Below are 26,085 nucleotides of genomic sequence, written 5' to 3' on the forward strand. Positions count from 1 at the left end.
CCCTCCAATCCCAGTGTATGTTCCACCGGTTAACGCCACTTGTGCTGAAGTGGATAGGCCTCCATACAACTGCAACTATTCGGCTTATGTACCCGTTAAGTAGTTATTAGGAGTGTGGTGTCTCGTGCAAAAAAATGCGGTTATCCTCTGTTCAAGCCTGCTGCTTATTCTAGGATTAGGCGCAATCGCCTATTGGGCGCTGACTAGGGATCACTCCCAATCGATCAAAGGAAATGCGGTTATCGACTGGGTGGATTTCGTTAAGCTTAACGGTCATGCCTATACCGGCCTTTATGACGGCGTTCTTGTAAATCCGGACGATGTAACCGATGTTGTCGCAGGCAAGGTGAAGTTCAAGGTTGGGGATGTTGTTTCCAATCCGAACTACCGGACCAAGGAAGGCGATGCGGCTTTTCTTGCTATCGGTACGCAGCTTTATGAGATAAAAGGCTACAAACCCGAGGAGATCATTGCTGCAGAGGATAAAAGCAGAATTGGCGGATACCGCATCTACGTGGAAGACTCGTATTTCAAAACGCTTAACCGGCGCAGCTTTAAGGACCTTCCTATGGACCAGGTCAGCAAGATCGAACTGTATAAAATGAACGAAACCACTCCGTACCGGACGCTTGTTAATCAGGAGCAAGCCGACTTTATCCATCTATTGAAATCGGGCGAATATAAGCCTACTTATACACCAAACAGCCAGAACGGAGATCCGGCATATTATTCTATGGTCTTCTATACGAACGAGCCGATCGCTTATTCATACAGTATTGCGGACGATGGCGACCATGTTTTCTTTTACCCGTGGGATCTCAGTATCGTCGATAACCGGATACGCACGTTGCTGGGGGATTCTAACGAATCCTGAAATCCTGATAACCAACACAAAGGGCTGTTCCCTCTGCCAAAACCGGCTTTCGGGAACAACCCTTTTTTGTGCTGAACTAAAGATCCTTTTCCTTCTATCGGCTGCTTCGCGCTTGTCCATGGAGCCCTTCCCAAAGCACCAGCTATAGCGCGAATCTACGCCTTAAGGAACAGCTTCCCTATTTCAACTTCTATTCCGTAATGGTCTTCGTATAAGTACTGTTTGTTGTGATGTAGACGGTTTTGCCGTTTACTTTAATTTGGTACCAGTAGCTGTTGGCTTTCTTGATCAGCTCGGCTTTTTGGCCAAGCTCCAGTCTGCCAACCGTGGACGAGCTCGAGCTCGCAGCCGATTTCAGGCTAACCCAGCCCTTTACCGTTACCACGTATGTAGTCTTCTCATTAGACGGATTCGACGGTGTCGGATCCGGTGTTGGCGTAGGCGTTGTAGAACCGCCGCCAGTTGATGGGCCCGTCCAAGCCGGAACCGTCTTTTGCGGCGGAAGCACATACGATTGCGGAATGGTAGGCGCTTTAATGGTTTTGCCAGCCATACCCGTAAACCCGGCTGCAGGGACTACGCGGCGGGCTTCCTTAAAGTTCTCGCCCCACCAATATTCCCAGCCGTCAACCGTGCCAAGTGCTGTTGGGTTGCCGTCCGAACGTGTGCCGATAACAACCGGCTGACCATCGCGGTTGGTTCCCATGTAAATCGCAACGTGCATAATATGATCGGTTTCCTGCCAGGTCAGAATATCGCCAAGCTTCAGGTTTTCAATGCCGGTAAGTTTCCACTTGCCGTTCACCTTCTGTTTGCCGACACCGGCAACCTTTGTGCCAACCGTGTTGTAATTTGCGGATGTTCCTGTAACGTTAAAGCCAAAATCGCCAAATACAAAACGGACAAACCCCGAGCAGTCCTCGTAGCCGTATTTGCCGTAAGCATCCGAACCGCTGCCATAAACCATATAACCGTTTTCCATATACCAGATGGCCCGTTCGACGATTTGGTAAGCGAGAGTGTTCGACTGACTTCCGTATTTCGCACGGAAATCCGCCACATTATAGAGCTCGTCCTTCACATAGCTATCTGCGTTTATGTACTCATTGTATTTCTTTACTGCACTTGCCGTGGTCCAGGTTGTACTTGCGTTTGCAATGCCGGCTGTCCCTAGTAAAGATCCGATAATAGCGAGGCTTAGTAATTGCTTTTTCATGCTTTTGTCATCCCTCCCACCCCTATTAAAATATATACCAACTCTCACCGCAACGACCAAAAAGTACCACTATTGATAGACGGAGCCAAACTTACAGCCTTCTAATTTTCTACCTTTTACCAATGTTTTTTCTTCGTAAGCTTTAATGAAAATACTCGTCAAACCAAAGCCAGGACTAGCTTTCATAGTACCCGGAAAGCCGTGTTATTAGGCTGTTTCCCGCAATTTTGCAGGATAAAATTCCCTTCATATATCATTTCCTCCGTTACCAATTATGAGAAAAAATTTAGGAAAACTCGCCCAATAAAGCAGGATACCCGCTTATAGCATTTTCTCTCTATCTTCACTATAATTTTTCTAGTACCTACTAACGCGCAATAAGACTTCCGAGGTGATACCGTTGTCCAAAGATAAGTTCACAGGCTACAGGGTTATGTTTAATGTAGGGCCAAGGTTTATGGTTCATGTCTATATGAAAGAGGAGTATTATGAACAGTGGCGATATACGCGGGATCAGCGGATCACGGATGTTGTCATCGAAGAGGTTGAGGTCGAGCTCGATTATTTTCTTGGATAAGTGACAAAAATTAAAAGGCTGCTTCCCCTGGTTCCGTCAAATGAACCTGTGGATGCAGCCTTATTTCACATTCATCATTGCATTAATCCTCGATTTTACGCACATCTACCGTTACCTTCAGCTGTTGCAGTCCGCTTCCGCGGTACACCCCTTTTACCGGCACAATATCTTTGTAGTCACGGCCATGCCCCAGCTTGACATACCGTTCGCCAACCGGCGCTTCATTCGTCGGATCAAAGCTGCACCAACCAAGCTGAGGCACATAAGCCTCCACCCACGCATGAGAGGCCTGCTCGAAATCGGCGCTGCCGCCCTGAAGATCCCCTACAAAATGATAGCCGCTTACGTAACGGGCAGGAATCTGATGAAACCGGCAGCAGGCAATCATGAGATGGGCGAAATCCTGGCATACTCCGCGTTTGCGCTCGATCAGATCGCTGGCTTTCGTTGTAACCGTCGTAGCTTCCGGATCATAAATAAATTCGGTTCTGATCTTGCTAGACAAGGAAATGAGCCAGCTCAATACGCTTATCCCTTCGCCTTCCCTCGCGTCAACGCTCTCCGCATAACGCTCTACATCAGCCGTTACATCCGCATAACTGGTCGGCAGCAGAAACTCTGCGAAACGGTTAGCCGCTTCTTCCGTCTCCAGCCATGTCCACGCCTCCCTTGCAAGCTTGCCGTTCAATAGAGCAGCCTGCTCCTCCGGACTAGGCGCATGCCTTGTTACAACCGTCATCTGCGTTCGGATCGTCAAGCGCTTATGCGACGGGTTCACCGAGAAGGAATGCACCCGGTTGCCGAAGAAATCCTCATAGCTGAAGAGCGAGGCATTCGGCTCTATGAAGATAGCCTGCTGATAGCAGGACTGACGTTCATTTGTGCTTGGCGTAAGCCGGATCTCATTGACACTGTCCGTCGCCGACTCCTCGTAATCGTATTGCGTAACGTGGGAAATATTTAGCTTCATGCGCTTGCCTCCCCCATGCGAAAAAAGGTTTTGGCAAATGAATGCCCAAGCATCTGGCACGCCTCCAGCAAATGACCAACGATCGATCCGTTCCGGTCGACAATCATATCCTCGTGCTCCAGGCAGGCCAGGTCTGCCTTCACCTTCGCCACTTGGCGGATAATTCGGTCATGGGCGGTACGCAGCTGTTTATCCGACAGCTCAATCTGCTTCATATGCTCGTCGAGAGCATGGAAGGAGAAATGAACGGAGCGCGGGAACGATTGGTTTAGAATGACGAATTCCACAATGGATTCCACCGACATTCCATCGGCATAATAACGGCGGAACGACTGATGACCGCTCAGCGATTTCAGGACAGCCTGCAAATACGGGTAAGCGCCGGCATTGTTCCAGCCGTCTCCAACAGCCGCATTGCCCACCGCTTTAATAATCCGAAGCGTATTCTCCGCCCGCTCCAGGAAACGCCCGCATTCGATGAAATGCCATTCGTTCTCGCGCGGCATGACCGATTGGCATAAGCCTTGGAACATAGCCGCCCATTCCCTAATCCGGCCATAGAACAAATGCGGCGATTCCTTCATCAGGTCTTCAGGCTGTTTCTCGCGCAGCCATAAGTAAAAAGCATTAATCGTGTCCCACAACTCGCTTGGAACCTTCTCGCGCAGCGTGCGCAGGTTACCGCGGGCATGGCTAACGCAAGAGACCAGCGAGTTGGCGTTGTCCCGGTCAAGCGTGATGTAACGAAGGACGTCCTGTTCCGTATAACTGCCGTATTGCTGCTCGTAAGCGCTTCTGCTGCCCAGAGCGTCAACAATCCGGGTCCACTTGCAAGGAACTTCTTTGCTCTCGCCGTCTTGACCGCAAGCTTCAACGCCTAATTCATCTTCTGCCTGCAGGTGATAATGGACATCAATTAATCTTGCATGGTTCTCCGCCCGTTCCATATAGCGGCCGATCCAAAACAACGCTTCAGCGTTTCGGTTAAGCACAGCGATACCTCCGTTTCTAGATTAAAGCTATTAGCGATTTAACACCCATGTGTCCTTCACTCCTCCGCCTTGCGAAGAGTTAACAACCAGCGAGCCTTCCCGCAAAGCAACGCGGGTAAGTCCGCCCGGAATAACATGAGTGGAATCTTCCCCCATTAGCGCAAATGCCCTCAGATCGATATGACGAGGCGTCATTTGCCCGTCGACCATGACCGGCGCACGCGACAGCTTCATTGTGGTCTGCGCGATGTAACGGCTCGGATCTTTTTTGATCTCCTCGGCGAACTCCTTAATTTCCTTTGGAGTGGCCGTTGGGCCAATAAGCATGCCATATCCGCCGGAGAGCGAAGTTTCCTTCACGACCAGCTGGTCCAGATGGTCCAGAACGTAGTCGCGCTCCTCCTTCCGGGATAACAGATAGGTCGGCACGTTGTGCAGAATCGGCTCTTCACCGAGATAATAACGAATCATATCCGGAACATAAGCATACACTGCCTTATCGTCCGCAACACCCGTACCCGGTGCATTCGCTATTGCGATATTGCCTGCCCGGTAAGCGTTCATCAGCCCCGGGACCCCAAGCAGCGAATCCGGCTGGAAGGCAAGCGGATCAAGGAAATCATCGTCTATCCGGCGGTAAATGACGTCCACCTGACGAAGGCCTCTCAGATCGCGCAAATAAATTTTGTGATCCTTATAGACCAGGTCACGGCCTTCAACCAAATGAATGCCCAGCTGCTGCGCAAGGAAGGTGTGCTCATAATACGCCGAATTGTATGAGCCGGGAGTTAGAAGCGCAATTAACGGATCCTTTTTCCCGTTAGGTGTAAGTGAACGCAAAGAACGAAGGAAATAGTTCAGGCTGCGTTCAATGCTTTGAACGGAAGAGGACAAGTATAAATCATGGAACAGCTCGCTCATGATGGTACGGCCTTTGAACAAATACGAGTACCCGGAAGGCGAACGGAGATTATCCTCGAGGACAAAATACCGGCCTTTCTCGTCTCTAATTAAATCTATGCCGGAGGACGTAATATACACGCCTCCCGGAACGTCTAACCCCATCATTTCCGGGCGAAAATATACGTTGGATACAATCATTCGTCTTGGGATAACCCCGTCGGACACAATGCGCTGGGCGTGATAGATATCGTGGATGAACATATTAAGCGCTTTGGTCCGCTGACGGACGCCGCGGTCCACTGCTTCCCATTCATGCTTGGGGATAACGCGAGGGATGTAGTCAAATGGAATGGTTCTTTCCAGAGGCTCACTTTGGTTTGGACTGTACAGGGTAAAGGTGATTCCTTCCTCCATCATGCGTTGATTAAGAGCATGCTGCCTCATCGTCAATTCCGACGGCTTCATTCTTGCGAACAATCGATGGATATTGTCATAGTGGGGACGAACCGAAAAGTCTTTCTCGAACATTTCATCGTAAAATGATTGCGAATCGTAATAATGCGATTGCGACTGTTTGGCCGTCGACATGCCAACCGCCTCCTCCATGATGGTACAGCACCTTTCCTGATTCCTGCATTAATGACTACCAAAGTTGGTTCAGAACTTTTTATGTCATTTTAACTAACATTGATTATCTGAAAATATTTGTGAAAGTAAATTTTTGTTAGATTTATCATACAAGAAATGGATTTTAATGTCAACTTATATAGCACGAAAGCAGGGCTTCTGCGCTGGCGAAGAAACCCTGCTTTATATCATATGCCTATTCTCTTGTTATGTATTCAATCGACGCAAATCTTTTGTAACGGTATCCACGGTGTGCACGAATACGGCAAGCTCCTGCGATCTCGCCGCCTGATTGCGGGCTTCGACCGAGGTTTTCTCCGATTCCATTTGAACCAAATGAATCTTCTTATGAATCTCGTCCAGATTCGTTTGAATCGTTTCCAGCGCTGAGCGCGAGGATGCCGCAAGCTTGCGAACCTCGTTAGCCACAACTTCGAAGCCTCGTCCCATTTCGCCGGCGCGCGCGGCCTCAATAGCGGCATTCAGGCCAAGAAGATGCGTCTGGTCTGCAATCCCGCGGATCAACAGCCCCATCTCCGTGATACCCGCCAGCTCCTCCTGCAGATCTCCAAGCAGCTCATGCGAGTGGTCTTGCGACTGCGAAGTTGACACGGCCGCCTCGGCAATCGACTTGGCGCCCTGGTCAAGCTCTGTCATCAAGCCCGACAGCTGCTGCACCGACTCCGTAACAGTTGTGAGCATAACCGATCTTTGGTCAGCCAGCTCCTGAATCAAAGACTGCTCGGCACGGTTATACGCTTCAAGCACCAGCTGCGAATCCAGGTTAAACATTTTGGACAAGGAGTGCAGAACGGAAGTCCATTTCTCCGGAATCGCAAGCTGCAGTACAGTTGCGGCAATATCCAGATAGGTCATGTAGCTTCCCAGGTACCAATCCGTCGTGAGTCCAATCCGGGAATGGACAAGCCCGATCGTAATTCGGTTTTCGATGTAATCCTGGTCAATGACACCGGAAGCCAGAGACAGCCAATAACCGCGTTGTGTCTGTTTAAGCCGTTCAATGGTGCTCACATTCGAGATAATGTGCATCAGATGCGGCTGTTGTTCAATGTTGTCATAGAAGCGGTTCACTACCTCTTCAACGACTTGTTCGAATATAGGCTTGCAATCGGCGAGCCGTTTCAAGTCCTCTTCATTAATTCGGGTATATTCCAGCTGTTTGCGGCGTTCTTCTGAGACTTTAATCATATTTCTGATCTCCCCTTATAAAGTCAAAAAGTCTTATAAAGATTATATCGGAAAATAGGGAACCGACTTGTATGTATTCTTGTATTCTTCATGACGAAAGGGGGGGCTTAATTAGCAACCTGCGCATTCGAATGTTCTTCATCCGTAGACAACAAACAAAAAAACGGCTGTACAGGCTTACACCTGCACAGCCGTTTCATTTTATTAACGATTCAAGAGGCTTCCCACATACCGCAGCAGCTCGTTTGCGCACACCGGGCAGTAGCCGTGTTCGTCAATTAACCGTTTGGTCACTTCATTAATTCGCTTCAGTTGGCTTTCATCCGGCGTTTTGGTGGAAGTCGTAATTTTCACGATATCCTTCAGGTCGGTGAACAGCTTTTTCTCAACAGCCTCGCGCAAACGTTCATGGCTTGTGAAATCGAATTTCTTCCCTTTACGCGAGTACGAAGAGATCCGGATCAAAATTTCTTCGCGGAACGCTTTTTTCGCATTCTCGGATACGCCGATCTGCTCTTCAATTGACCGCATCAGGCGCTCATCCGGATCCATCTCTTCGCCGGTAAGCGGATCTTTGATTTTGGTCCAGTTGCAATAGGATTCAATGTTATCGAGATAATTCTCAAACAAGGTCCGGGCGGACTCTTCAAAGGAATAGACGAATGCCTTCTGAATTTCCTTCTTGGCCAGGTTATCGTACTCCTTGCGCGCTACCGAGATGAAGTTTAGATATCTTTCCCGCTCCTCCTTCGTAATCGAAGGATGCTGGTCAAGGCCGTCCTTCAGTGCCCGCAGCACGTCGAGAGCATTAATACAATGCATATCCTGCTTGATGAGTGCGCTCGATATCCGGTTAATGACATAACGAGGGTCAATGCCGGACATCCCTTCCTCAATATACTCGTTCTGCATTTCCTTCAGATCGGCTTCCTTGAAGCCTTCAACCTCTTCTCCATCGTACATTCTCATCTTCTTCACAAGGTCCATGCCCTGCTTTTTCGTTTCCTTGAGGCGGGTAAGTATGGAGAAGATGGCTGCCGATTTCAGAGAATGCGGTGCGATGTGAATATGCTTCATATCGCTTTGGCCGATCAGCTTCGTGTAGATCTTCTCTTCCTCGGATACTTTGAGGTTGTATGGAATCGGCATTACAATCATACGCGATTGAAGCGCCTCGTTTTTCTTATTGCTGATAAACGACTTGTACTCGGATTCGTTCGTATGGGCGATAATCAGTTCGTCGGCTGATATAAGCGCAAACCTGCCCGCCTTGAAATTCCCCTCCTGCGTCAGCGATAGCAGGTTCCATAGGAACTTCTCGTCGCATTTCAGCATCTCCTGGAATTCCATCAGACCACGGTTCGCCTTGTTCAGCTCGCCGTCGAAGCGGTACGCGCGCGGATCGGATTCCGAACCAAACTCCGTAATCGTCGAGAAATCGATACTGCCCGTCAAGTCGGCAATATCCTGGGACTTCGGATCGGAAGGGCTGAACGTACCAATACCTACCCGATTTTCCTCCGACACAAGCACACGTTCAACGATTACATTCTCAATATCTCCATCGTATTCAACCCGAAGCCTCATTTGGCAAGAAGGGCATAGATTGCCTTCAATACGGACACCAAGCTCCTTCTCAATTTCTGGACGAAGCTCATGCGGGATCAAGTGCAACGGTTCTTCATGCATCGGGCAGCCTTTAATGGCGTAAGTAGCGCCTTTCTCCGTTCTGGAGAAACGCTCCAGCCCTTTCTTCAGCATCGTTACAATCGTTGATTTCCCGCCGCTGACCGGTCCCATTAGGAGCAGGATCCGTTTACGGACATCCAGCCTTCTTGCCGCCGAGTGGAAGTATTCCTCCACAAGCTTCTCTACGGCGCGGTCGAGACCGAAAATTTCTTGTTCGAAGAACTTATAACGCTTCCTTCCGTTATCGTCCTCTACCCCAAAAGAATCAATCATCTCATAGACGCGCGCGTGCGCAGTCATGGCCGGGGTCGGGTCCTCTCTAAGCAGTTCAATATATTCTTTGAAAGATCCCGTCCACGCAAGCTTCTCACTCTCTGTCTGATACTCCGATATTCGCTTGAAAATGTCCATGCCGTGCCTCCTCCCATCGCTTCCGCAATCCGCTAGTTTTCACTCCGCCCGGGATTATCTCTACATCATTGATCGTGTGGACCAACTTTTTACTGAAGTATTACAATCCTATGCTTAGTTATGTAGGAAATTGACCACTATTTTAGTCGGCAATCCGGCAAATAACGACAAGCATTTGCTATAATGATGGGAGAAAGAGGGGAATTAACATGGCAGTTAACAAGGAAGAGGAGCTGTACAGCCCCATCAAGGCCTACTACGAAAAGCTAGGTTTTACGGTAAAAAGCGAGGTTCTCCACTGCGATTTGGTTGCAATGAAACCGGATGGAAGCGAGGCGGTTGTTGTCGAAATGAAAAAAACGTTCAATCTCGCTTTGCTGCTGCAAGGGATTGAACGTTTACGCATAAATGATCATGTTGTACTTGCCGTTGAGCGCAACCGCAAGAAAAGCGGCGCCCACAATCAGCGCTTCAGCGATATTACGGAGCTGTGCCGGATGCTTGGACTCGGCCTGATGACCGTCACCATCTTCAAGACTAAGGCGCCGCTGATCGAAATGCTGTGCGAGCCCGGCGAGATGCCAAAGCGCGGCATCCGAAGAACCCGCCAGGCACGGCTCCTCAGGGAGTTCCGGGAACGGAGCGGAGATTACAATGTAGGCGGCAGCACCGGCCGCAAGCTCGTCACCGCCTATCGGGAGAAGGCGCTACGGGCAGCTTATGCCATGCAGCAAGCCGGCATCCTGTCGCCAAGCCAGCTGGCGTCGCTGACGGGCAATCCGCAAAGCGCCTCCATGCTGCGCAGCAATTATTATAGCTGGTTCGAGAAGGTTGGGCGCGGCCAATACCAACTAACGGCAGCCGGAGCCTTGGCCTTAGCCGAATACGATGAGGTGATCGCCGAATGGAAAGCAACCTTCACTCTTCCGCCCGAACCCGAGCCAAAACCAGCAAAAGCACCAAAATCAAATGCCCCCAAAGCTTCCAAAGCTTCCAAAGGGAAGACGTCCAAACGCGTAAAGGAACCTCCTTTTAGCTACGAGCCGTAAACTCTCGGATCGCTTCCGCCAGGCGTGCAACGCCAAGCACCGTTTTTTCACCTTTATTATGGGTGAAATTAAGCCGGGCGGTGTTCCTTTTTGGATCATAAGCATAAAAAGCGCTGCCCGGCACAAAAGCTACGCCCTTCGATACCGCAACCCGCAGCAGCGCTTCCGCATCCAGTCCCTCGGGAAGCTCCACCCAAAGGAACATGCCGCCTTTCGGCTCAATCCAATGCATTCCTTCGATTTTTTGCGCCTTGATCAGGTTTTGCATCTCCCGCATCCGATCCCCGTAGGATTCCGAAATAATACGGATATGCTCGTCGAGCGGGAAATGCGCAAGCAGCTGGCTCAAGATCTGCTGATCCATCGTGCTGGACTGCAGGTCGGCCGCTTGCTTCGCTTTTGCAAGCATCTTGATCACCCGGGTATCGCCGATCGCCCAGCCGGTACGGAGTGCGGGAGCTACGATTTTCGAGAAGGTGCTTGTATAAATAACAACGCCGCTTCCAAACTGCTGCTGGTCAAGCGCAAACAGGGTTGGGTAAGCCGCATTTTCATCGTATTTCAGCTCGCCGTAAGGATCATCTTCAATAATAGGCACTTGATGGCCGGCGCAAATTCGCAGGATCTCCTGCCTTCTTTCCATGCTCCAGACATTGCCCGTCGGATTTCCAAAGGTCGGCACGGCATAAATAAACTTTGGCTTATGCTGGCGGACCAGTCGTTCCACATCCTCAGGAATCATGCCATGCTCATCGCTTTCGGCCGCAACAACCTTTAGACCATGCAGCTCAAATACTTGCAGGCAGGCCAAATAGGTTGGCCGTTCAACAATTACCGTATCCCCCGGCTCAGTGAGAACCTGGACAAGCAGGCTGATCGCCTGCTGGGAGCCTGTCGTGATAATCATCTCATCCGGCTGCACGTTCATCCCCTTCTGGGCCATGCGGACGCAAAGCTGCTCGCGAAGCGGCAGATAACCTTCAGTAAGTCCGTACTGCAATGCGCTTGTACCCGCTGAAATAGCACGATCCGCAGCTTCCCTGACAGCCTGTACCGGAAAAAGTTCTTCCGCCGGCAGGCCGCCGGCAAAGGATACGATATCGTTGCCTTGCGTCAGCTTAAGAATATCCCTCACGACGGAAGACTTAACCTGCGTCATTCTTGATGCAAAGCGAAATTCCATATTTCCTTCTCCTCCCGCAATAAAAAACCATGATTTGTACTGTCACTATTGTCGCATAATAAAAAGAATACGTGCAAACTTAAACGTTTTCTTTTCCCTAATACTTGGTTATAATGAAGCTAGCATATCGGAGGTGCACAAAATGTCTATTACTTTCGTTATTGTTATGACAGTCTTTATTTTGTTCCTGACTGCCATCTTGACGTCTTCGTACAACGACGACAAGACCAAAGGCCTTTAAAAAACAAAAAAAGAAGCTTCCCTTGTTTACAGGAGGAGCTTCTTTTTTTTGAATTCGTATGTTTGTAGTAGTGCATTATGGATGATAATCCGATTAACGGTTGAGAAGCTGCCCCATTTCATTCATGCACGGCTCGCACAAATAACGGTCCTTGAATTCCTTCACTTCTTCCATTGATCCGCAGAACACGCATCTTGGACGGTAACGCTCCAAAATAATATGGTCGCCTTGCACTAAAATCTCTACAGGATCCCCCTCATTCATCTGATACCGTTTACGAAGTGATTTAGGAAGGACGATTCGTCCGAGTTGGTCCACCTTTCTAACCACACCTGCTGGTTTCATCTTTTCACCTCTTTATGACTGTATTTGCAAGCTAACGTTGTGAAACATAGCACAGTAGACTTTCGATGGCCTTTATCGAATTCCTTCCCATACAAGGATAGTCCTTAATATTATGTAAATTCAGTCCATTCCCGGGAACTTATTCTGGCGTAAAGCCTCATACACAATAATAGCGGCCGAGTTCGAAAGATTCAGCGACCGGACATCCCCTGTCATCGGCATCCGCATGCAAGTATCCAGATTCGCATCAATCAGCTCTTGCGGAAGGCCTTTTGTTTCCTTTCCGAATACGAAGAAATCTCCGTCCCGAAAGTCAAACTCCGTATACACTTTTGTAGCTCTTGTGCTTGCATAAAAGAATCTTCCGTTTGGATTTGCATCCTGCAGCTCCTTGAAGGAATCATGATATTCCACATGAACGGCATGCCAATAATCCAGTCCGGCACGCTTAAGAGTGCGGTCATCGGTCTGGAAACCAAGGGGGCGTACAAGATGAAGATGCGCGCCTGTTGCGGCGCAAGTCCGGGCGATATTGCCCGTGTTAGCAGGAATTTCAGGTTCAACCAAAACAATATGGAAAGCCATAACTGTACCAACCTCACATTCTATGTCATTATACACGAAACACTGCGTTCCCGCACCAGTGCCAAAGAGGCAATTTTTACATTAGGTTAACGTACTCTTAATCTCCGCATAAATGTCTTCCGCCATAATGAAAACATCTTGTAGGAGGCAAAAGGAGAATAGATACGATGAAAAAGAAAATATTGGTCGTTGATGATGAGCCGTCCATCTCCATGCTAATCGAATTTAATTTAAAGCTCGCCGGTTATGATGTCCGGTGTGTAAGCGATGGCGAGGCCGTATTCGAGATGTTAAAGCCATTCCGTCCTGACCTGATCGTACTCGACTTGATGCTTCCGAAAATGGATGGCATCCAAGTATGCCGTGAACTGCGCAAGCAGAGCAATGCGGTACCAATCGTTATGCTGACTGCCTTGCAGGACGTCACGGACAAAATCGCCGGGCTTGATAACGGGGCCGATGATTATATGACGAAGCCATTTAGCCCGCAAGAGCTGATCTCCCGTATCCAGGCGATTTTCCGCCGTATTCAGACCCTTCCGGGTCAAGCTGAATCAACGACATTCGATATTGGCAGATTGACGGTACGCGCCGAACAGCGCGAAGTGCTGATTGATGGCCGGACGATTGAACTGACTCCAAAGGAATTCGAGCTTCTTCTCTTCTTATGCAAGCATAGAGGCAAAGTATTAAGCCGTCAGCAGCTGCTTCACGGGGTATGGGATTACCACTTCCTCGGCGATACGCGAATCGTTGACGTTCATATCAGCCATCTTCGAGATAAAATCGAGCAAAACGCAAGAACGCCAGAGTACATTATGACGGTCCGCAATGTCGGCTACAAGCTTCACGCCCCTAATATGGCCGATTCGTCACTGGCATAAACACCTTTAACAATGAAGACCGCCTTTCCGATTACGGAAATGGCGGTCTTTGTCAACTTTCTTAACCGTTACGGCGCTGGAAGTCAGCCATAAAATCAGCAAGCGCTTTGCAGCTCTCGTGAGGAACGGCGTTGTACGTCGAAGCGCGCAGACCGCCAACATCGCGGTGGCCCTTCAGGCCAACAAAACCATTTTGCTCCGATTCTTTCACGAATTGCTTCTCCAGCTCTTCGTTTTGCATACGGAAAGTGATGTTCATAAGCGAACGGCTGTCTTGATGAGCGCATCCAACGTAATAACCGTTGCTTTGATCGATCGCGTCATAGATCAGCTTTGTTTTATCGCGGTTGAGCTGCTCCATCGCAGCGACTCCGCCGTTGCCCTTGATCCATTTCAGAACCAGGTTAACCATATATACCGAGAAGGATGGCGGCGTATTGTAAAGCGACTTGTTCTTCGCATGCGTGTCATAGCGGAAGATAGCCGGAATGTTCTTCGGGCTTTCTTGAACCAGGTCATCGCGTACGATTACAACCGTAACACCGGATGGACCAAGATTTTTTTGCGCGCCGGCATAGATAAGACCAAATTTGCTAATATCAATAGGACGGCTCAAAATATCGCTGGACATATCGGCTACAAGCGGTACATTGCCAAGATTCGTCGGGAACTCCTGGAACTGTACGCCTCCGATTGTTTCATTAGATGTAAGATGAAGGTAAGAAGCATTCTCCGGCACAACAATTTCGTTCATGCTTGGCATACGCATGAAATTGTCGTTTTCTGACGATGCGGCAATAACCGTCTCGCCAATCAGCTTCGCTTCCTTAATGGCTTTGTCAGCCCAAGCGCCAGTCTTAACGTAAGCGGCAGGACGGCCCGCGGAAAGCAGGTTCATTGGAATCATGGCAAACTGCTGGCTAGCGCCGCCTTGCAGGAAAAGAACATGATAGTTATCCGGAATACCGAACAATTCGCGCATGAGGGCTTGTGAATCATTGTTCACTTGCTCATAAAGCGCGCTGCGGTGGGACATTTCCATGATGGACATCCCCGCGCCCTGATATTCGACAAATTGCTCTTGCGCCTGCTGCAGCACCTCAAGCGGTAAAGCGGCTGGTCCTGCATTGAAATTATAGGCTCGTTTCATTTCCGTTACCCACCTTTTGTTTTTGTTAAACATCTCACATGATATTGATTATGATAGCAATTTTACCGGCTCTCTTCAAGTACATTTACATAATGTTAGTGACAAAAAGTCGAACGGAGATTATTAACATGGCAGATAATATTCGGATTTTCACCGCAATATCCATTCCAGCAAACATTACCGGACAAATCGTTAGCCATTTGCCCGATTGGAAGAATCAGCTCTCTTTTCGGAAATGGGTGGATCCCCGGGACCTGCATATTACGCTTCATTTTATCGGAGACATGCCGGTTTCCTCTATTCCCACCATACAGGCCGCGATGCAGGAAACTGCTTCCCGCTCATCATCCTTCTCATTAGAGCTGTCGAAACTTGACTGCTTTGGACGCGAGGAACGGCCCTCCGTATTATGGCTCGGCATAAAACAATTGCCCGCTGAGCTCCTTGGGCTCCATCAATTGCTTGGCCAATCGCTTCATTCGGGTATTGGCTATTCGCCGGAGACCCGTCCTTACCGCCCTCACGTTACCTTAGCGCGGAAATATTCCGCTGATGAACCATGTACAGCCGGGAAGCTTGAGGAGCTTTCCAGCCCCCTTCTACAGCATCAGACAGCCTTCGACATAACCGGCATAACTCTATACCGTACCCGATTAGGCGAAAGACCTATGTACGAACCAATTGCGTCCGCACAATTCGACAAATGAAAAGCGGACTCCCGCCAAGGGAGTCCGCTTGAATAAATGCGTTACGAATTAGCAGCCGAAATACAGGCTGTACTCGTGTGGATGAATACGGATCGATACCGCTTTAGCTTCGCTGCGTTTAACGGCAACATAGTTAGCGATGAAGTCTTCCGTGAATACGCCGCTTTCAGTCAAGAAAGTAGAATCTGCTTCGAGAGCATCAAGCGCTTCGTCGAGTGTACCAGGTACGCTGCGGATTTCTTTTTTCTCTTCTTCCGGCAGTTCGTAAATGTTTTTGTCGAATGGGCCATAGCCCAGAGCAACAGGATCCAGTTTACGTTTGATGCCGTCCAGACCAGCAAGCAGCATAGCTGCGAATGCCAGGTAAGGGTTAGCCGTGGAGTCCGGAGTACGGAACTCGATACGACAGCCTTTAGGCGTAACCGAAGCGATTGGAATACGAACTGCAGCCGAACGGTTACCTTTCGAGAATACAAGGTTAACCGGAGCTTCGTAACCAGGAACCAGACGTTTGAACGAGTTTGTCGATGGATTCGTCAAAGCGATCAGTGCTGGAGCATGGTGCAGAACGCCACCGATGTAGTTCATAGCGAGTGGGCTCAGGTTACCGTAAGCACCTTTTTCGTAGAACATAGGAGCGTCGCCATCGAAGATGGACATATGCACGTGCATACCGGAACCGTTATCGCCGAACAATGGTTTTGGCATGAAAGTAGCCACTTTGCCGTATTGGCGAGCTGTGTTATGAACGATATATTTGTACAGCATCAGGTTGTCAGCTGTTTTCGTCAATGTGTCGAAACGGAAGTTGATTTCTGCTTGACCAGCAGTTGCAACTTCATGGTGATGACGTTCAACGCGAAGGCCAACTTCTTGCATCAGGCGAACCATTTCGCTGCGGATGTCTTGTTGTTGGTCAACCGGAGCAACTGGCACGTAGCCGCCTTTTACAGGAACTTTAAAGCCAAGGTTTCCGCCTTCTTCTTTACGGTTTGTGTTCCAACCCGCTTCTTCGGAATCAACGTAGAAGGAAGAAGAATTCATTGTGCTCTCGTAGCGAACTTCGTCGAAGATGAAGAATTCGGACTCAGGCGCGAAGAATGCAGTAGTACCGATACCTGTTGTTTGCAGGTATTCTTCCGCTTTTTGAGCGATGCTGCGTGGGTCACGCTCATAACGCTCGCCGTCCGGTGTATGAATGTTACACATAATGTTCAGTGTAGGATGATCTGTGAAAGGATCAACGAATGCTGCATCAGTATCTGGCATCATTACCATGTCAGATTCTTCAATACCACGGAAACCTGGGATCGAGGAACCGTCAAAAGCTACACCGTTTACGAAAGTATCAGCGTCAACTTCTGTCGAAGGAAGAGTAATGTGGTGCGCACGACCAGCGAGATCCACGAAGCGGAAATCTACAAACTGGATGTTGTTTTCTTGAATTTGTTCCAAAACTTTTTGAACTGACATCAGATATTTCCTCCATTTCCGAACATTTGCATAGTGGTGAACAGTTATTGTTCAAGTTTCGTGTTAAACTATGAGGTAATTATAAGACTACGTTTTGGCATCGTCAATACTTATGTCAGGTATTTTTTATTCATATGTGAGGTATACTTACAAGTTTAAACATTTGTTCACAATTAAGCCTTTACATTCGATCAGAAAAGCCGGGAAGCCTTGTGTATCAAGGCTTCCCGGCTTTTCACATTTTAAATCTGGATTAAATTTTCCATTCCGCAAAAGCGGCTGCAGGTTCTTTGGGAGTGTTAAATTGCTTGCCAACGATTGGCGCGAGCTTTTCTAAATCCTTTAATAAATTAGCGAATTGGTCAGGGAACAAGGATTGTACACCGTCACCTGTCATCGAATTATCCGGATCTGTGTGCATTTCGACGATCAGACCGTTCGCCCCTGCCGCAACGGAAGCCTTGGACATCGGTTCTACCAATTCGCGGCGGCCTGTACCGTGGCTTGGGTCCGAAATGACCGGAAGATGGCTAAGCCCTTGCAGAACCGGAATCGCGGACAAGTCGAGCGTGTTTCTTGTGTAAGTTTCGAACGTTCGGATTCCGCGCTCACATAACATAACATTCGGATTTCCGCCTGCGAGAATGTATTCCGCCGCGTTCAGGAATTCGTCATACGTTGAGCTGAAACCGCGCTTCAGCAATACCGGAGTCTGAATCGTGCCAAGCTTGCGGAGCAAGTCGAAGTTCTGCATATTGCGTGTTCCGACTTGAAGGATATCGGCATGTTCGGCGCATACATCAACATACTCTGGTGTCATGACTTCCGTAATCGTGAGCAGGCCATGCTTCTTGCCCGCTTCCGCCATCATGATCAAACCTTCCACGCCAACGCCTTGGAAGCTGTATGGACCCGTACGAGGCTTAAACGCACCGCCGCGGAGCACCTGTCCGCCGGCTGCTTTGACAATGCGGGCGATCTCATCGATCTGCTCCGGAGATTCAACCGCGCAAGGGCCGCCCATAATAACGAGGTTGTCGCCGCCAATCTTAACGCCTTTAATGTCGATGACGGTATCGTCCGGATGGAAGTCCCGGCTCGCCAGCTTGTAGGACTTCGAAATCTTGATCACGTTCTCTACGCCTTTCATTTGGCGGAGATGCTCGGCTAGCGTCGGTTCCGCTTTGCCGATAATTCCGATAACCGTACGGTCAGTCCCTCTTGATACATGGGCCTGCACGCCCGCTCTTTCAATATGGTTCACAATTTCTTGAATACGCTCTTCAGCAATATGTGGGCTAGTAATTACGATCATGTCCATCTCTCCTTTTTCACTTCAACGCTTATACGCTTTTACGCTTTGCGGCTTTTATGCTTTTACTTGTTAAAGCAAATATACACGATGGACTCTTGTTTCGTCAATTATTATTTTTGAAGCGTGCTTGGTGTAGAAGGCAACTGCGGAAATGAATGTTCTTACGATCGCTGTGCTCGCTAGATTCCCTGAATTTTCTATTATAAAGTTGGAATCTATCTCACAAGGCGACCGCTCCGCTTCTCCAGAACATTCATTTCCTCCGTTGCGGCTCTGCCCGGATATTTTCAAAACAATAAAAAACTCAACCTAAGAGTCCGGAGAGCCAGACAAAAAGGTTGAGTTTTTGGTTAAGCTTCAGCTGTGCTGGAAGCCGATTTGGTACGGATCGTTGGAAGAAGCTTGTTCTTGTTGACCGTGCGCTTAATCTCCCACGTGGAAGGGTCGTTATGGTCGTATTGCTCCAAATACGCGATAACTTCTTTTGTAATCGGAGTCGGAGTCGACGCGCCGGAAGTTACGGCAACGCGATCAACACCCTTTAACCACTCCTGCTCGATCTCCGATACGTCGGATACGCGATAGGCCGGTACGCCCGCGATCTCCTGGGATACCTGGGCTAGGCGGTTGGAGTTGTTGCTCCGCGGATCGCCAACAACGATACATAGCTGCGCCTGTCCGGCTTGCTCCGCTACCGCTTCCTGGCGTACTTGCGTAGCCAAGCAGATCTCGTTATGAATTTCCGCCCTTGGATACGTCTCCAGAAGCTTGCTTATAATATGACGGATATCCCATTGCGACATCGTGGTCTGATTCGTAATGATAATACGGCCTTCAGGCACGTTAAGCTTGGAAATATCCTCGACGCGCTCAATTAGATGAACGCGGTCCGGTGCCACGCCAATAGCGCCTTCCGGCTCCGGATGGCCTTTTTTGCCAATATAGATAATATGATAGTCCTCGGCGACTTTCTCACGAATCAAATCATGCGTTTTGGTTACATCCGGACAAGTCGCGTCCACAACGGTCAGGCCTTTCTCGCGCGCACGGTTGCGGACCTCGGGGGATACCCCATGGGCCGTAAAGATAACGGTACCGCTCTCCACCTGCTCCAGGATCTCCAGACGGTTTTCCCCGTCAAGCGTAATGATACCCTCTTGCTCGAAAGCCTCGGTTACATGCGCATTATGAACAATCATGCCAAGAATATAAATCGGACGCGGAAGGTCCAGGTTTTTGGCGGTTTGCAGCGCTAGCACCATGGCGTCTACAACGCCATAGCAATAGCCGCGCGGCGATATTTTAACAATTTCCACTTGTTGCACCTGCTTTCTGAATAACGAAGGTTAGTCTTCGATTCGATCGGTTCCTTCTATTATAATCGAAGCAGGCTGGGGGGAAAAGTCTATTGGCAGCCAAATGACAAACGTGGACCCTTCTTCCTCCATCGTTGTCACCTCAATCGAGCCGCGGTGCTCATCGATAATCCATTTGGCAATGGACAGACCAAGCCCCGTGCCAACCGTCTTGCCGCGCGATTCGTCGGCCCGGTAGAACCGGTCGAAGATATGCGGAACTTCATTTGGATTCATGCCGATTCCGGTATCTTTAATTATTATGCCAAGCTGGTTCTCCCGGCGTGTCGCCGACATCTCGATCCAGCCGCTTGGCGTGTATTTGAACGCGTTCTCTATGAAAATAAACAGCAGCTGCTGCAAATAATCCGCATTCCCGTGTACCTGGTATCCGTCCAGCGCAGTCAAATCCCCAATCCGCCATTCCGCGTTGCGAGGCAAGAGGCTCGCTCTACGGCCTACTTCTTCCACAATCGGCAGCATAGGCTGCGTTGTTTTTTCCATCTCGTAGCCCGCATCGGCTCTTGCCAGAGCAAGAAGGTCGTTAACGAGAGTGGACATCCGCCGCGCCTCCGCCGCAATATCCTGCATGGCTTCGTTAGACAGCTCATAGCGTTGGCTATCCAACGCCAGTACAATATCTCCCGCTTCATCCGGCTCAAGCGTCTTGGACCACATCCGCTGCAGCAGTTCAATATTGCCGCGAATCGTCGTCAGTGGAGTACGCAGCTCATGTGACGCATCCGAAACAAACCTTCGCTGCGCTTTATAGGATTCGTCCAGTCCGTTATACGCCATCTCGATGCGGGATAGCATAATATTAAGGGTGTAGACCAAATGCCCAATCTCATCCTTTGGACCTTCAATCGGAATCCGTACGCTCAAATCGGAACCGCTCTGAATTTGCTCGGTGCTGCGGATAACCCGTTCGATTGGCTGCAAGGCTTTTCGTGCCATAAACAGACCCACCGTGAAGGCGATTAACAAGCAAATCACCGACGACATAATAAGAATGATACGTAATCCCGCCAAGTAATTCTCTTCGCTCGCAACTACCGTACCAACCTGAAGAAGGCCAATTAAGCTTGAATCCGTATTGTTGCGAATAGGTACCTGGTAGATCAGAAAAGCAACTTCTCTTTCGTTGGTCTTTAATACCGCTTTTTTATAGCCGTAATCCGGCTTGGACTTTGCTTCCGGGATAGGAAATTTGATGCCGTTTACCTGAAGCTCGCCGGAGGCTTTAATAACGCCTTCTTTATAATTGACTAATTGCACATAAAAATCTTTCTCGTAAAACGGGGAATTCCTCTTAATGTTCAGGTCAATCTGATTTAATCCGTTCTCGTATTTCACGATATCATAGGATTCAGCTTGATCGCGAAGCTGCTCCTTCGTATCGCTGTACGTATTCATGTTTACGAAAAAATAAATCGCTACGCATAACACGATAAGTGCTGCCGCAAGAATACCGGAAAACCATAAGGTCAGACGAAGCCTGATCGTCATGTGAAATCAACCCTCTCCCCGCAGTACATAGCCGGTTCCGCGTACGGTTTGAATAATCCGCTTGGCCCCGCCTTCCTCCAGCTTCTGGCGCAGCATTGCTATGTACACTTCAAGTACATTGGACTCGCCGCTGAAATCATAGCCCCAGATCTTCTCCATAATGGCATCTCTCGTCAATACGCGGCGCGGATTCTGCATAAATAAAAGCAGCAAATCGTATTCCTTCGCGGTCAGCTCGATTCTTCTGCCGGAACGGATGGCTTCGCGGGAATCCAGATCCAACGCCAGATCGTCAAATACAATCTTGTTGCTGCTGGATTCGTCAATCTTGTCCGATTTGCGGCGCAGCAAAGCACGCACTCTAGCCAGAAGCTCTTCAAGCGCAAAAGGCTTGATCAAATAATCGTCCGCGCCGGCATCCAGTCCTTTAACCCGGTCCGAAATATCATCTTTAGCCGTCAGCATAAGAATCGGTACGGTGCTTCCGCCCTCCCGCACGCGGCGGCATACTTCCCAGCCATCCACCTGCGGCATCATGACATCGAGAATAAGCATGTCCGGATCCGCTGTTAAGAGAAGCCTCAGGCCTTCCATCCCGTTGCTTGCCGTTGATACTTCATAACCTTCAAACGCAAGGCTTCTTCTAAGCAAAGAAGTGATTTTTTCATCGTCATCTACTACCATGATGTGTTGTCTCATTCTCTATTCTCCCCTTGTATACCTTATCTTTTCTAGAAAAGAAGCGCAGAGACTTTCCTCTGCGCTTACTTTATCGCTTACTCGGCGTTAAATTTGTTTTTGTCGCCAATTTCGACCTGCAGATCCATTTTCTCGCCTCTGCGGATAATGTTCAGCACGGCTTTATCGCCGACCTTGCGTTTTTTGATCTCGTCAATAAGCGCCTGCGTGCCATCAAACGATTTGCCGTCGATACCTAAGATAACGTCGAATTGCTTCAAATCTGCGATGTAGGCAGGAGAGTTGTAGTAAACGTTGCTGACAATCGAGCCTTGTGCTTTATCCATTCCGAGCTGCTTCGCAATCGCATCCGTTACGTCACCAAGCTCTGCGCCGATGAACGGAACCGGCTCTTTCGGTACTTCCTTATTGTTTTTGAGCGTATCCAGAACTTCCTGGATGGTGCTTGTCGGAATCGCAAAGCCAATGCCTTGTGCCTGCGAGCTGACTGCGGTGTTGATACCAACAACCTCGCCATTAACATTCAGAAGCGGACCGCCGGAGTTACCGGGGTTAATGGAAGCATCGGTTTGGAGCAAGTGTTTGTATTCGCGTGTACCGTCCGTATCCTGAATATCAATTGGACGTTCCTTCGCGCTAAGCACGCCTACGGTTACGGTATGGTCAAATCCGTACGGGTTGCCGATCGCAACGACCCAGTCACCGATGTTGATCTTATCCGAGCTGCCAAGCGGCAGCGTTGGGAACGCTTTATCTCCTGTAACCTTCAGTACGGCAAGGTCAAGATCGAAGCTGGAGCCCAAAAGCTCAGCCGTAAACGGCTTGTCGTAGCCTTGTACCGTAACTTCGATTTTATCGGAATCCGCAACAACGTGCTGGTTCGTCAGAATGTAACCGTCGGATTCAAAGAAGAAGCCTGTACCAATTCCCGACGCTTGCAGATTGCTGTCGTCATTCTTGTTGTTATTGTCCTGCTGCTGATTCGCGTCCGGTGCATCCTCACCGAAGAACTGACGGAAGAACGGATCGTCCAAAATGCTGCCGCCGCCGCTGCTGCTGCGTGTTTGCGGCTTCACATACGTCTCGATCTTTACAACCGCAGGGCTTGCTTTCTCGAAAAGCGAAGCAATGTTATCCGGTCTCGCAGCCGCCACGGACGCGCCGCCGTTGCTGCTTGTCGAACCGGATGCCGTTGAACCCGAGCCCGTGCTAGCTGCACTTTCCTGCTTCGAGGAAAATACCGAGTTGCTAGTAAACCAATTGTTTGTATCCGAAGCATACATCAGGCCGCCCATCAAGCCGCCAACCACCACAACGCCGGCGAGGAAAGAAACAAACATTCCTTTAATCGGGCTTTTCTTGCGCGGTTCGCGGTTCTGCCAATTGCTTTTGCCGGATTGCTGGTTATAAGTAAAGGGTCTCATCGGCACCGGAGGTGTAACTTCGACCTTTGGCTGTTCCAGCTCAGGCTCGTTCTCGCCGGATGCTGCCGTGTAGTAATCCTGAGGATTAGACCGGGAAGGTACGCTCGCTCCGTCATCGTCTTGTGCGGAAGATTTGAAAGGTCCGTATGAATAATAGTAGGAAGTTTTACCCGGAGCTTCCGATCCTTCGGCTCTTGAAGCCGTGTTGTCTTCTTCGCGCGGGTTGTTGTCATCTTCACCATTAGCACGATTCTGAAAGAAATCGTCGTATTTTTTGTTCTGATCGTCCATTTCCGTTCTCCTCCTTGATCTATTCCGTTAAAGCAGCCGAATCTTTCATTCATCGGCGCTTAATTCCTGTATTCCTATCATGCACATTCTACCTTAAAACAAACTTAAAATGAATTAAAACGAACATAAAAAAAACGTCTGACGACGTTATTTCTATGCACTTTTCGTATGACTCTACCAAACTCCCCATTTCCCAATAGAGAGTTTGGCGTGCGATATTCTATTGGGGGAACAATCTTTCGACCTCTTTAAGAACTTCCTTCGCCTTGCCTACCCACTTCTGATCGACATGGGCATCCGGATCGGAAGGTGACTGAAACTGGTCAAACAACGCTCCTACTACGCGGGCGCTTGCCTCCGGATCATTGCCTTCCTGGTATTCGTGCCTCAGCACATAGGGCTGGGCAAATGTAATGACGGCATTCGTATCCGCAGTTACATCCACTACGCTGCCATTCGTCACTTGAAACGGCAGACGAAGCCATACTTTATTCTCTTCGTCTAACGCCCGGTCAAAGGAACCGTTTGTATAATCCCAGTTGCCCCCGAGCGAGAATTGATGCTGCTCCAGCCAGTCCCTGGAATCGGTAAATGCTTGCTGACGGGCTTCCAGCGATGATGATAGTGGAATCATGACAGTTCAGCTCTCCTTTGGCATCTCTTGCTTATATAACCGCTAAAGGATAATATGTCCCGCCATATGGCCAATTATGTGTTTTTCACCCAGCCTTTGCGATGAGCGAGCACCGCCAGCTGCGTCCGGTCCTCCAGCTCGCATTTCATCAGCAGATTGCTGACATGGGTTTTGACGGTTTTTACGCTGATATGAAGCTCTTCGCCAATTTCTTTGTTGGAGCGTCCTTCCGCAATAAGCAAAAGCACTTCCTTTTCCCGCTCCGTCAGTTCTTCGTCTCCGGATTGGGCCGTACGCTGTCGCAAGCCTCTTGTCAGAGCCTGCGACACATCCGCCGTCATAACCGGCATGCCTTTGACCGCCCCATGAAGCGCATAGATCAATTCCTCCGCCGATACGGTCTTCAGGACATAGCTGACCGCTCCCGCCTCAATTGCCCCGTATACTTTGTCATCCTCCAGGAAGCTTGTAAGCATAATAATCTTCAGATTCGGATATTCGACAATCAATTGCCTGGTCGTCTCAATACCGTCCATGCCGGGCATCATCAAGTCCATTAGGATAACATCCGGCAAGCCGGAAGGCAGACCCGCCTCCAGCATCGAAATCGCAGCCTGTCCGCTGCCCGCTTCAGCTACAACCTCAAATTTGGGCTCCAGCATTAAATACGTGCGCAAGCCTGTTCGCACCATGTCATGGTCGTCCACAATCATAACTTTTAACGTATTAGTCCCGGTCATCGTTTTCATTCCTCCGCCACATTTTCGGTATCGTAACCTTTACTCTAGTGCCGCTGCCCGGCTTGCTTATAATTTCAGCGAGACCGCCAAGCTGCTGGGCCCGTTCCTGCATCGTAGACAATCCGTAAGATCCGCGTCTTACCTGATCCGCGCGGAAGCCCGCTCCATCGTCCTGCAGACTAAGCACCACCTGCCGTTCATTCTCCGTCAGACTTAGCGAGCAGCCCTGCGCGCCGGAATGCTTTACGACATTCGCCATCGCCTCTTGAACGATCAGGAACAGCTGATGCTCCTTGGCTTCCGTAAGCGGCTCGGTCAACCGCCAGTCGAATACGCCCTGCAGACCGTTCTGCCGGCAATAATCCGGAAACCATTTATCAAGCGCCTCCAGCAGCGTGCGCCCTTCAAGCTCCATCGGCCGAAGCTGCGCGATAAAGATCCGCATCTGCTTCTGCGCGAGCGTTGACATCTGAATAAGCTGATCCAGCACGGAGGCTGCCCGCTCCCGGTCGATCTCCTGCAGCTTCGGCAGCGAGGAAGCGCACATATGCATGGCGAACAGCTGCTGGCTGACCGTATCGTGCAAATCCCGGGCCAGCCGTTTGCGTTCCTCCTGAACCGCTGCTTCATTAGAAGCCGCTTGCGACATCACCTGTTCTTCTCCGGTCATCTGGAGGCGTTTCATTCTCTCTTCCATCAGCTCGGCAAGATCGTTAAATTCGCGGTACAGCTCCGAAAAAGAAGAGTCGCCGGATTCCGTAATCCGGACCTGAAAATTTCCGTTTACCGCTTGCTTAAGCGCAAGCTGAAGCGTATCGATCCGTCTCTGAATATGCTGGCCCGTCCAGTACCCGAAGCCTGCGCTGACAAGCAGAAAGACGGACACTGCGCCGTAGCGCACTTCCGTCTGCACATAGTCCCCGTCTGCTAATCCTGCCCACACGGCGATTCCAAGCAGCAGCGCGGTTACGGAAGAAGCCACAAACATCGTGAGCAGCTGCCATTTGCCGCCGCGGAACAATCGAACGATCAT

24 protein-coding genes are annotated in these 26,085 nt (G+C 49.6%); 5 read left to right on the forward strand and 19 right to left on the reverse strand.

All coding sequences use genetic code 11. The annotated features are described in order from the left end of the window. The first annotated feature begins 124 nt into the window (after window positions 1-124). Window positions 125-874: a hypothetical protein gene (locus PJDR2_RS32110; RefSeq protein ID WP_015846312.1), complete on the forward strand. Its 750-nt coding sequence runs from the start codon at window positions 125-127 to the stop codon at window positions 872-874. A 190-nt stretch (window positions 875-1,064) separates the two neighbouring features. Here the strand turns inward: PJDR2_RS32110 and PJDR2_RS23975 are convergent, their stop codons facing one another. Then, window positions 1,065-2,090: a C40 family peptidase gene (locus tag PJDR2_RS23975; RefSeq protein ID WP_015846313.1), complete on the reverse strand. Its 1,026-nt coding sequence runs from the start codon at window positions 2,088-2,090 to the stop codon at window positions 1,065-1,067. Window positions 2,091-2,490: 400 nt separating this feature from the next. Here PJDR2_RS23975 and PJDR2_RS33280 point away from each other — a divergent pair, with 400 nt between their 5' ends. Next, window positions 2,491-2,667, forward strand: coding sequence for a hypothetical protein (locus tag PJDR2_RS33280; protein WP_015846314.1), 177 nt, complete (start codon window positions 2,491-2,493; stop codon window positions 2,665-2,667). A gap of 82 nt (window positions 2,668-2,749) precedes the next feature. On the opposite strand, the gene PJDR2_RS23980 is transcribed toward PJDR2_RS33280, so the two are convergent. The 5 genes from PJDR2_RS23980 to PJDR2_RS24000 form a co-directional block, all read right to left on the reverse strand. After that, complete coding sequence (locus PJDR2_RS23980) at window positions 2,750-3,637, reverse strand: transglutaminase family protein (protein WP_015846315.1); 888 nt, start codon at window positions 3,635-3,637, stop codon at window positions 2,750-2,752. Continuing rightward, window positions 3,634-4,629, reverse strand: coding sequence for an alpha-E domain-containing protein (locus PJDR2_RS23985; RefSeq protein ID WP_015846316.1), 996 nt, complete (start codon window positions 4,627-4,629; stop codon window positions 3,634-3,636). Before PJDR2_RS23985 ends, PJDR2_RS23980 begins: the two co-directional genes overlap by 4 nt. Before the next feature lie 30 nt (window positions 4,630-4,659). Next, window positions 4,660-6,120: a circularly permuted type 2 ATP-grasp protein gene (locus PJDR2_RS23990; protein WP_015846317.1), complete on the reverse strand. Its 1,461-nt coding sequence runs from the start codon at window positions 6,118-6,120 to the stop codon at window positions 4,660-4,662. A gap of 246 nt (window positions 6,121-6,366) precedes the next feature. Continuing rightward, window positions 6,367-7,368, reverse strand: a complete 1,002-nt coding sequence (locus PJDR2_RS33775; protein WP_015846318.1) for a globin-coupled sensor protein — start codon at window positions 7,366-7,368, stop codon at window positions 6,367-6,369. Window positions 7,369-7,572: 204 nt separating this feature from the next. Next, window positions 7,573-9,468, reverse strand: coding sequence for a PrkA family serine protein kinase (locus tag PJDR2_RS24000; RefSeq protein ID WP_015846319.1), 1,896 nt, complete (start codon window positions 9,466-9,468; stop codon window positions 7,573-7,575). Window positions 9,469-9,677: 209 nt separating this feature from the next. On the opposite strand from PJDR2_RS24000, the gene PJDR2_RS24005 reads away from it, so the two are divergent. Beyond that, a complete protein-coding gene (locus tag PJDR2_RS24005) occupies window positions 9,678-10,517 on the forward strand; it encodes a DUF2161 family putative PD-(D/E)XK-type phosphodiesterase (RefSeq protein WP_015846320.1) in 840 nt (279 codons plus the stop codon). Here PJDR2_RS24005 and PJDR2_RS24010 read toward each other — a convergent pair. The 3 genes from PJDR2_RS24010 to trmL form a co-directional block, all read right to left on the reverse strand. Further along, window positions 10,501-11,700, reverse strand: coding sequence for a PLP-dependent aminotransferase family protein (locus PJDR2_RS24010; protein ID WP_015846321.1), 1,200 nt, complete (start codon window positions 11,698-11,700; stop codon window positions 10,501-10,503). The two genes, PJDR2_RS24005 and PJDR2_RS24010, sit on opposite strands and share 17 nt — an antisense overlap. 334 nt (window positions 11,701-12,034) lie before the next feature. Then, window positions 12,035-12,286 carry an AbrB/MazE/SpoVT family DNA-binding domain-containing protein gene (locus PJDR2_RS24015; protein ID WP_015846323.1) on the reverse strand — a complete coding sequence of 84 codons (252 nt, stop codon included), beginning with the start codon at window positions 12,284-12,286 and terminating at the stop codon, window positions 12,035-12,037. Window positions 12,287-12,406: 120 nt separating this feature from the next. Next, on the reverse strand, window positions 12,407-12,871 hold the full coding sequence (gene trmL / locus PJDR2_RS24020; RefSeq protein ID WP_015846324.1) for a tRNA (uridine(34)/cytosine(34)/5-carboxymethylaminomethyluridine(34)-2'-O)-methyltransferase TrmL: 465 nt from the start codon (window positions 12,869-12,871) through the stop codon (window positions 12,407-12,409). A gap of 167 nt (window positions 12,872-13,038) precedes the next feature. Between trmL and PJDR2_RS24025 the strand changes: the two genes are divergently transcribed. Next, entirely contained in the window at window positions 13,039-13,755 is a 717-nt protein-coding gene (locus PJDR2_RS24025; RefSeq protein ID WP_015846325.1) for a response regulator transcription factor, read from the forward strand. Window positions 13,756-13,816: 61 nt separating this feature from the next. Here the strand turns inward: PJDR2_RS24025 and serC are convergent, their stop codons facing one another. After that, window positions 13,817-14,905: a 3-phosphoserine/phosphohydroxythreonine transaminase gene (gene serC / locus PJDR2_RS24030; protein WP_015846326.1), complete on the reverse strand. Its 1,089-nt coding sequence runs from the start codon at window positions 14,903-14,905 to the stop codon at window positions 13,817-13,819. 128 nt (window positions 14,906-15,033) lie between these two features. Between serC and thpR the strand changes: the two genes are divergently transcribed. Then, window positions 15,034-15,612, forward strand: a complete 579-nt coding sequence (gene thpR, locus PJDR2_RS24035) for an RNA 2',3'-cyclic phosphodiesterase (protein WP_015846327.1) — start codon at window positions 15,034-15,036, stop codon at window positions 15,610-15,612. Between the two features lie 48 nt (window positions 15,613-15,660). Here thpR and glnA read toward each other — a convergent pair whose 3' ends face one another. The 9 genes from glnA to PJDR2_RS24080 all read right to left on the reverse strand — a co-directional run bounded on the left by glnA (window position 15,661) and on the right by PJDR2_RS24080 (window position 26,085). Then, complete coding sequence (gene glnA, locus PJDR2_RS24040; protein ID WP_015846328.1) at window positions 15,661-17,085, reverse strand: type I glutamate--ammonia ligase; 1,425 nt, start codon at window positions 17,083-17,085, stop codon at window positions 15,661-15,663. A gap of 253 nt (window positions 17,086-17,338) precedes the next feature. Further along, entirely contained in the window at window positions 17,339-18,400 is a 1,062-nt protein-coding gene (aroF, locus tag PJDR2_RS24045; protein WP_015846329.1) for a 3-deoxy-7-phosphoheptulonate synthase, read from the reverse strand. A gap of 350 nt (window positions 18,401-18,750) precedes the next feature. Then, a complete protein-coding gene (locus PJDR2_RS24050) occupies window positions 18,751-19,716 on the reverse strand; it encodes a 4-hydroxy-3-methylbut-2-enyl diphosphate reductase (RefSeq protein ID WP_015846330.1) in 966 nt (321 codons plus the stop codon). 30 nt (window positions 19,717-19,746) lie between these two features. Then, window positions 19,747-21,264 (reverse strand): sensor histidine kinase, encoded by a 1,518-nt coding sequence (locus PJDR2_RS24055; RefSeq protein WP_015846331.1) that lies wholly within the window; start codon window positions 21,262-21,264, stop codon window positions 19,747-19,749. 6 nt (window positions 21,265-21,270) lie between these two features. Next, window positions 21,271-21,963 carry a response regulator transcription factor gene (locus tag PJDR2_RS24060; protein WP_015846332.1) on the reverse strand — a complete coding sequence of 231 codons (693 nt, stop codon included), beginning with the start codon at window positions 21,961-21,963 and terminating at the stop codon, window positions 21,271-21,273. A gap of 77 nt (window positions 21,964-22,040) precedes the next feature. Further along, complete coding sequence (locus PJDR2_RS24065) at window positions 22,041-23,678, reverse strand: S1C family serine protease (protein ID WP_015846333.1); 1,638 nt, start codon at window positions 23,676-23,678, stop codon at window positions 22,041-22,043. A gap of 220 nt (window positions 23,679-23,898) precedes the next feature. Then, window positions 23,899-24,312, reverse strand: a complete 414-nt coding sequence (locus PJDR2_RS24070) for a YugN-like family protein (RefSeq protein ID WP_015846334.1) — start codon at window positions 24,310-24,312, stop codon at window positions 23,899-23,901. Window positions 24,313-24,386: 74 nt separating this feature from the next. Then, on the reverse strand, window positions 24,387-25,052 hold the full coding sequence (locus PJDR2_RS24075) for a response regulator (RefSeq protein WP_015846335.1): 666 nt from the start codon (window positions 25,050-25,052) through the stop codon (window positions 24,387-24,389). Next, window positions 25,039-26,085 (reverse strand): sensor histidine kinase, encoded by a 1,047-nt coding sequence (locus PJDR2_RS24080; protein WP_015846336.1) that lies wholly within the window; start codon window positions 26,083-26,085, stop codon window positions 25,039-25,041. The genes PJDR2_RS24075 and PJDR2_RS24080 overlap by 14 nt, the downstream gene beginning before the upstream one ends.

The organism is Paenibacillus sp. JDR-2, assembly GCF_000023585.1.
Lineage (GTDB): Bacteria > Bacillota > Bacilli > Paenibacillales > Paenibacillaceae > Pristimantibacillus.

Bases quoted from the DNA above. Each gene is read 5' to 3' on its own strand.
- PJDR2_RS24055 (WP_015846331.1), bottom strand. From the start codon at position 21,264: ATGACGATCAGGCTTCGTCTGACCTTATGGTTTTCCGGTATTCTTGCG.
- PJDR2_RS24060 (WP_015846332.1), bottom strand. From the start codon at position 21,963: ATGAGACAACACATCATGGTAGTAGATGACGATGAAAAAATCACTTCT.
- PJDR2_RS24015 (WP_015846323.1), bottom strand. From the start codon at position 12,286: ATGAAACCAGCAGGTGTGGTTAGAAAGGTGGACCAACTCGGACGAATC.
- PJDR2_RS33775 (WP_015846318.1), bottom strand. From the start codon at position 7,368: ATGATTAAAGTCTCAGAAGAACGCCGCAAACAGCTGGAATATACCCGA.
- serC (WP_015846326.1), bottom strand. From the start codon at position 14,905: ATGAAACGAGCCTATAATTTCAATGCAGGACCAGCCGCTTTACCGCTT.
- PJDR2_RS24000 (WP_015846319.1), bottom strand. From the start codon at position 9,468: ATGGACATTTTCAAGCGAATATCGGAGTATCAGACAGAGAGTGAGAAG.
- PJDR2_RS23975 (WP_015846313.1), bottom strand. From the start codon at position 2,090: ATGAAAAAGCAATTACTAAGCCTCGCTATTATCGGATCTTTACTAGGG.
- PJDR2_RS24075 (WP_015846335.1), bottom strand. From the start codon at position 25,052: ATGACCGGGACTAATACGTTAAAAGTTATGATTGTGGACGACCATGAC.
- PJDR2_RS24070 (WP_015846334.1), bottom strand. From the start codon at position 24,312: ATGATTCCACTATCATCATCGCTGGAAGCCCGTCAGCAAGCATTTACC.
- trmL (WP_015846324.1), bottom strand. From the start codon at position 12,871: ATGGCTTTCCATATTGTTTTGGTTGAACCTGAAATTCCTGCTAACACG.
- PJDR2_RS24025 (WP_015846325.1), top strand. From the start codon at position 13,039: ATGAAAAAGAAAATATTGGTCGTTGATGATGAGCCGTCCATCTCCATG.
- PJDR2_RS24010 (WP_015846321.1), bottom strand. From the start codon at position 11,700: ATGGAATTTCGCTTTGCATCAAGAATGACGCAGGTTAAGTCTTCCGTC.
- aroF (WP_015846329.1), bottom strand. From the start codon at position 18,400: ATGATCGTAATTACTAGCCCACATATTGCTGAAGAGCGTATTCAAGAA.
- PJDR2_RS23990 (WP_015846317.1), bottom strand. From the start codon at position 6,120: ATGTCGACGGCCAAACAGTCGCAATCGCATTATTACGATTCGCAATCA.
- PJDR2_RS23980 (WP_015846315.1), bottom strand. From the start codon at position 3,637: ATGAAGCTAAATATTTCCCACGTTACGCAATACGATTACGAGGAGTCG.
- PJDR2_RS24065 (WP_015846333.1), bottom strand. From the start codon at position 23,678: ATGGACGATCAGAACAAAAAATACGACGATTTCTTTCAGAATCGTGCT.
- PJDR2_RS24005 (WP_015846320.1), top strand. From the start codon at position 9,678: ATGGCAGTTAACAAGGAAGAGGAGCTGTACAGCCCCATCAAGGCCTAC.
- PJDR2_RS24080 (WP_015846336.1), bottom strand. From the start codon at position 26,085: ATGATCGTTCGATTGTTCCGCGGCGGCAAATGGCAGCTGCTCACGATG.
- thpR (WP_015846327.1), top strand. From the start codon at position 15,034: ATGGCAGATAATATTCGGATTTTCACCGCAATATCCATTCCAGCAAAC.
- glnA (WP_015846328.1), bottom strand. From the start codon at position 17,085: ATGTCAGTTCAAAAAGTTTTGGAACAAATTCAAGAAAACAACATCCAG.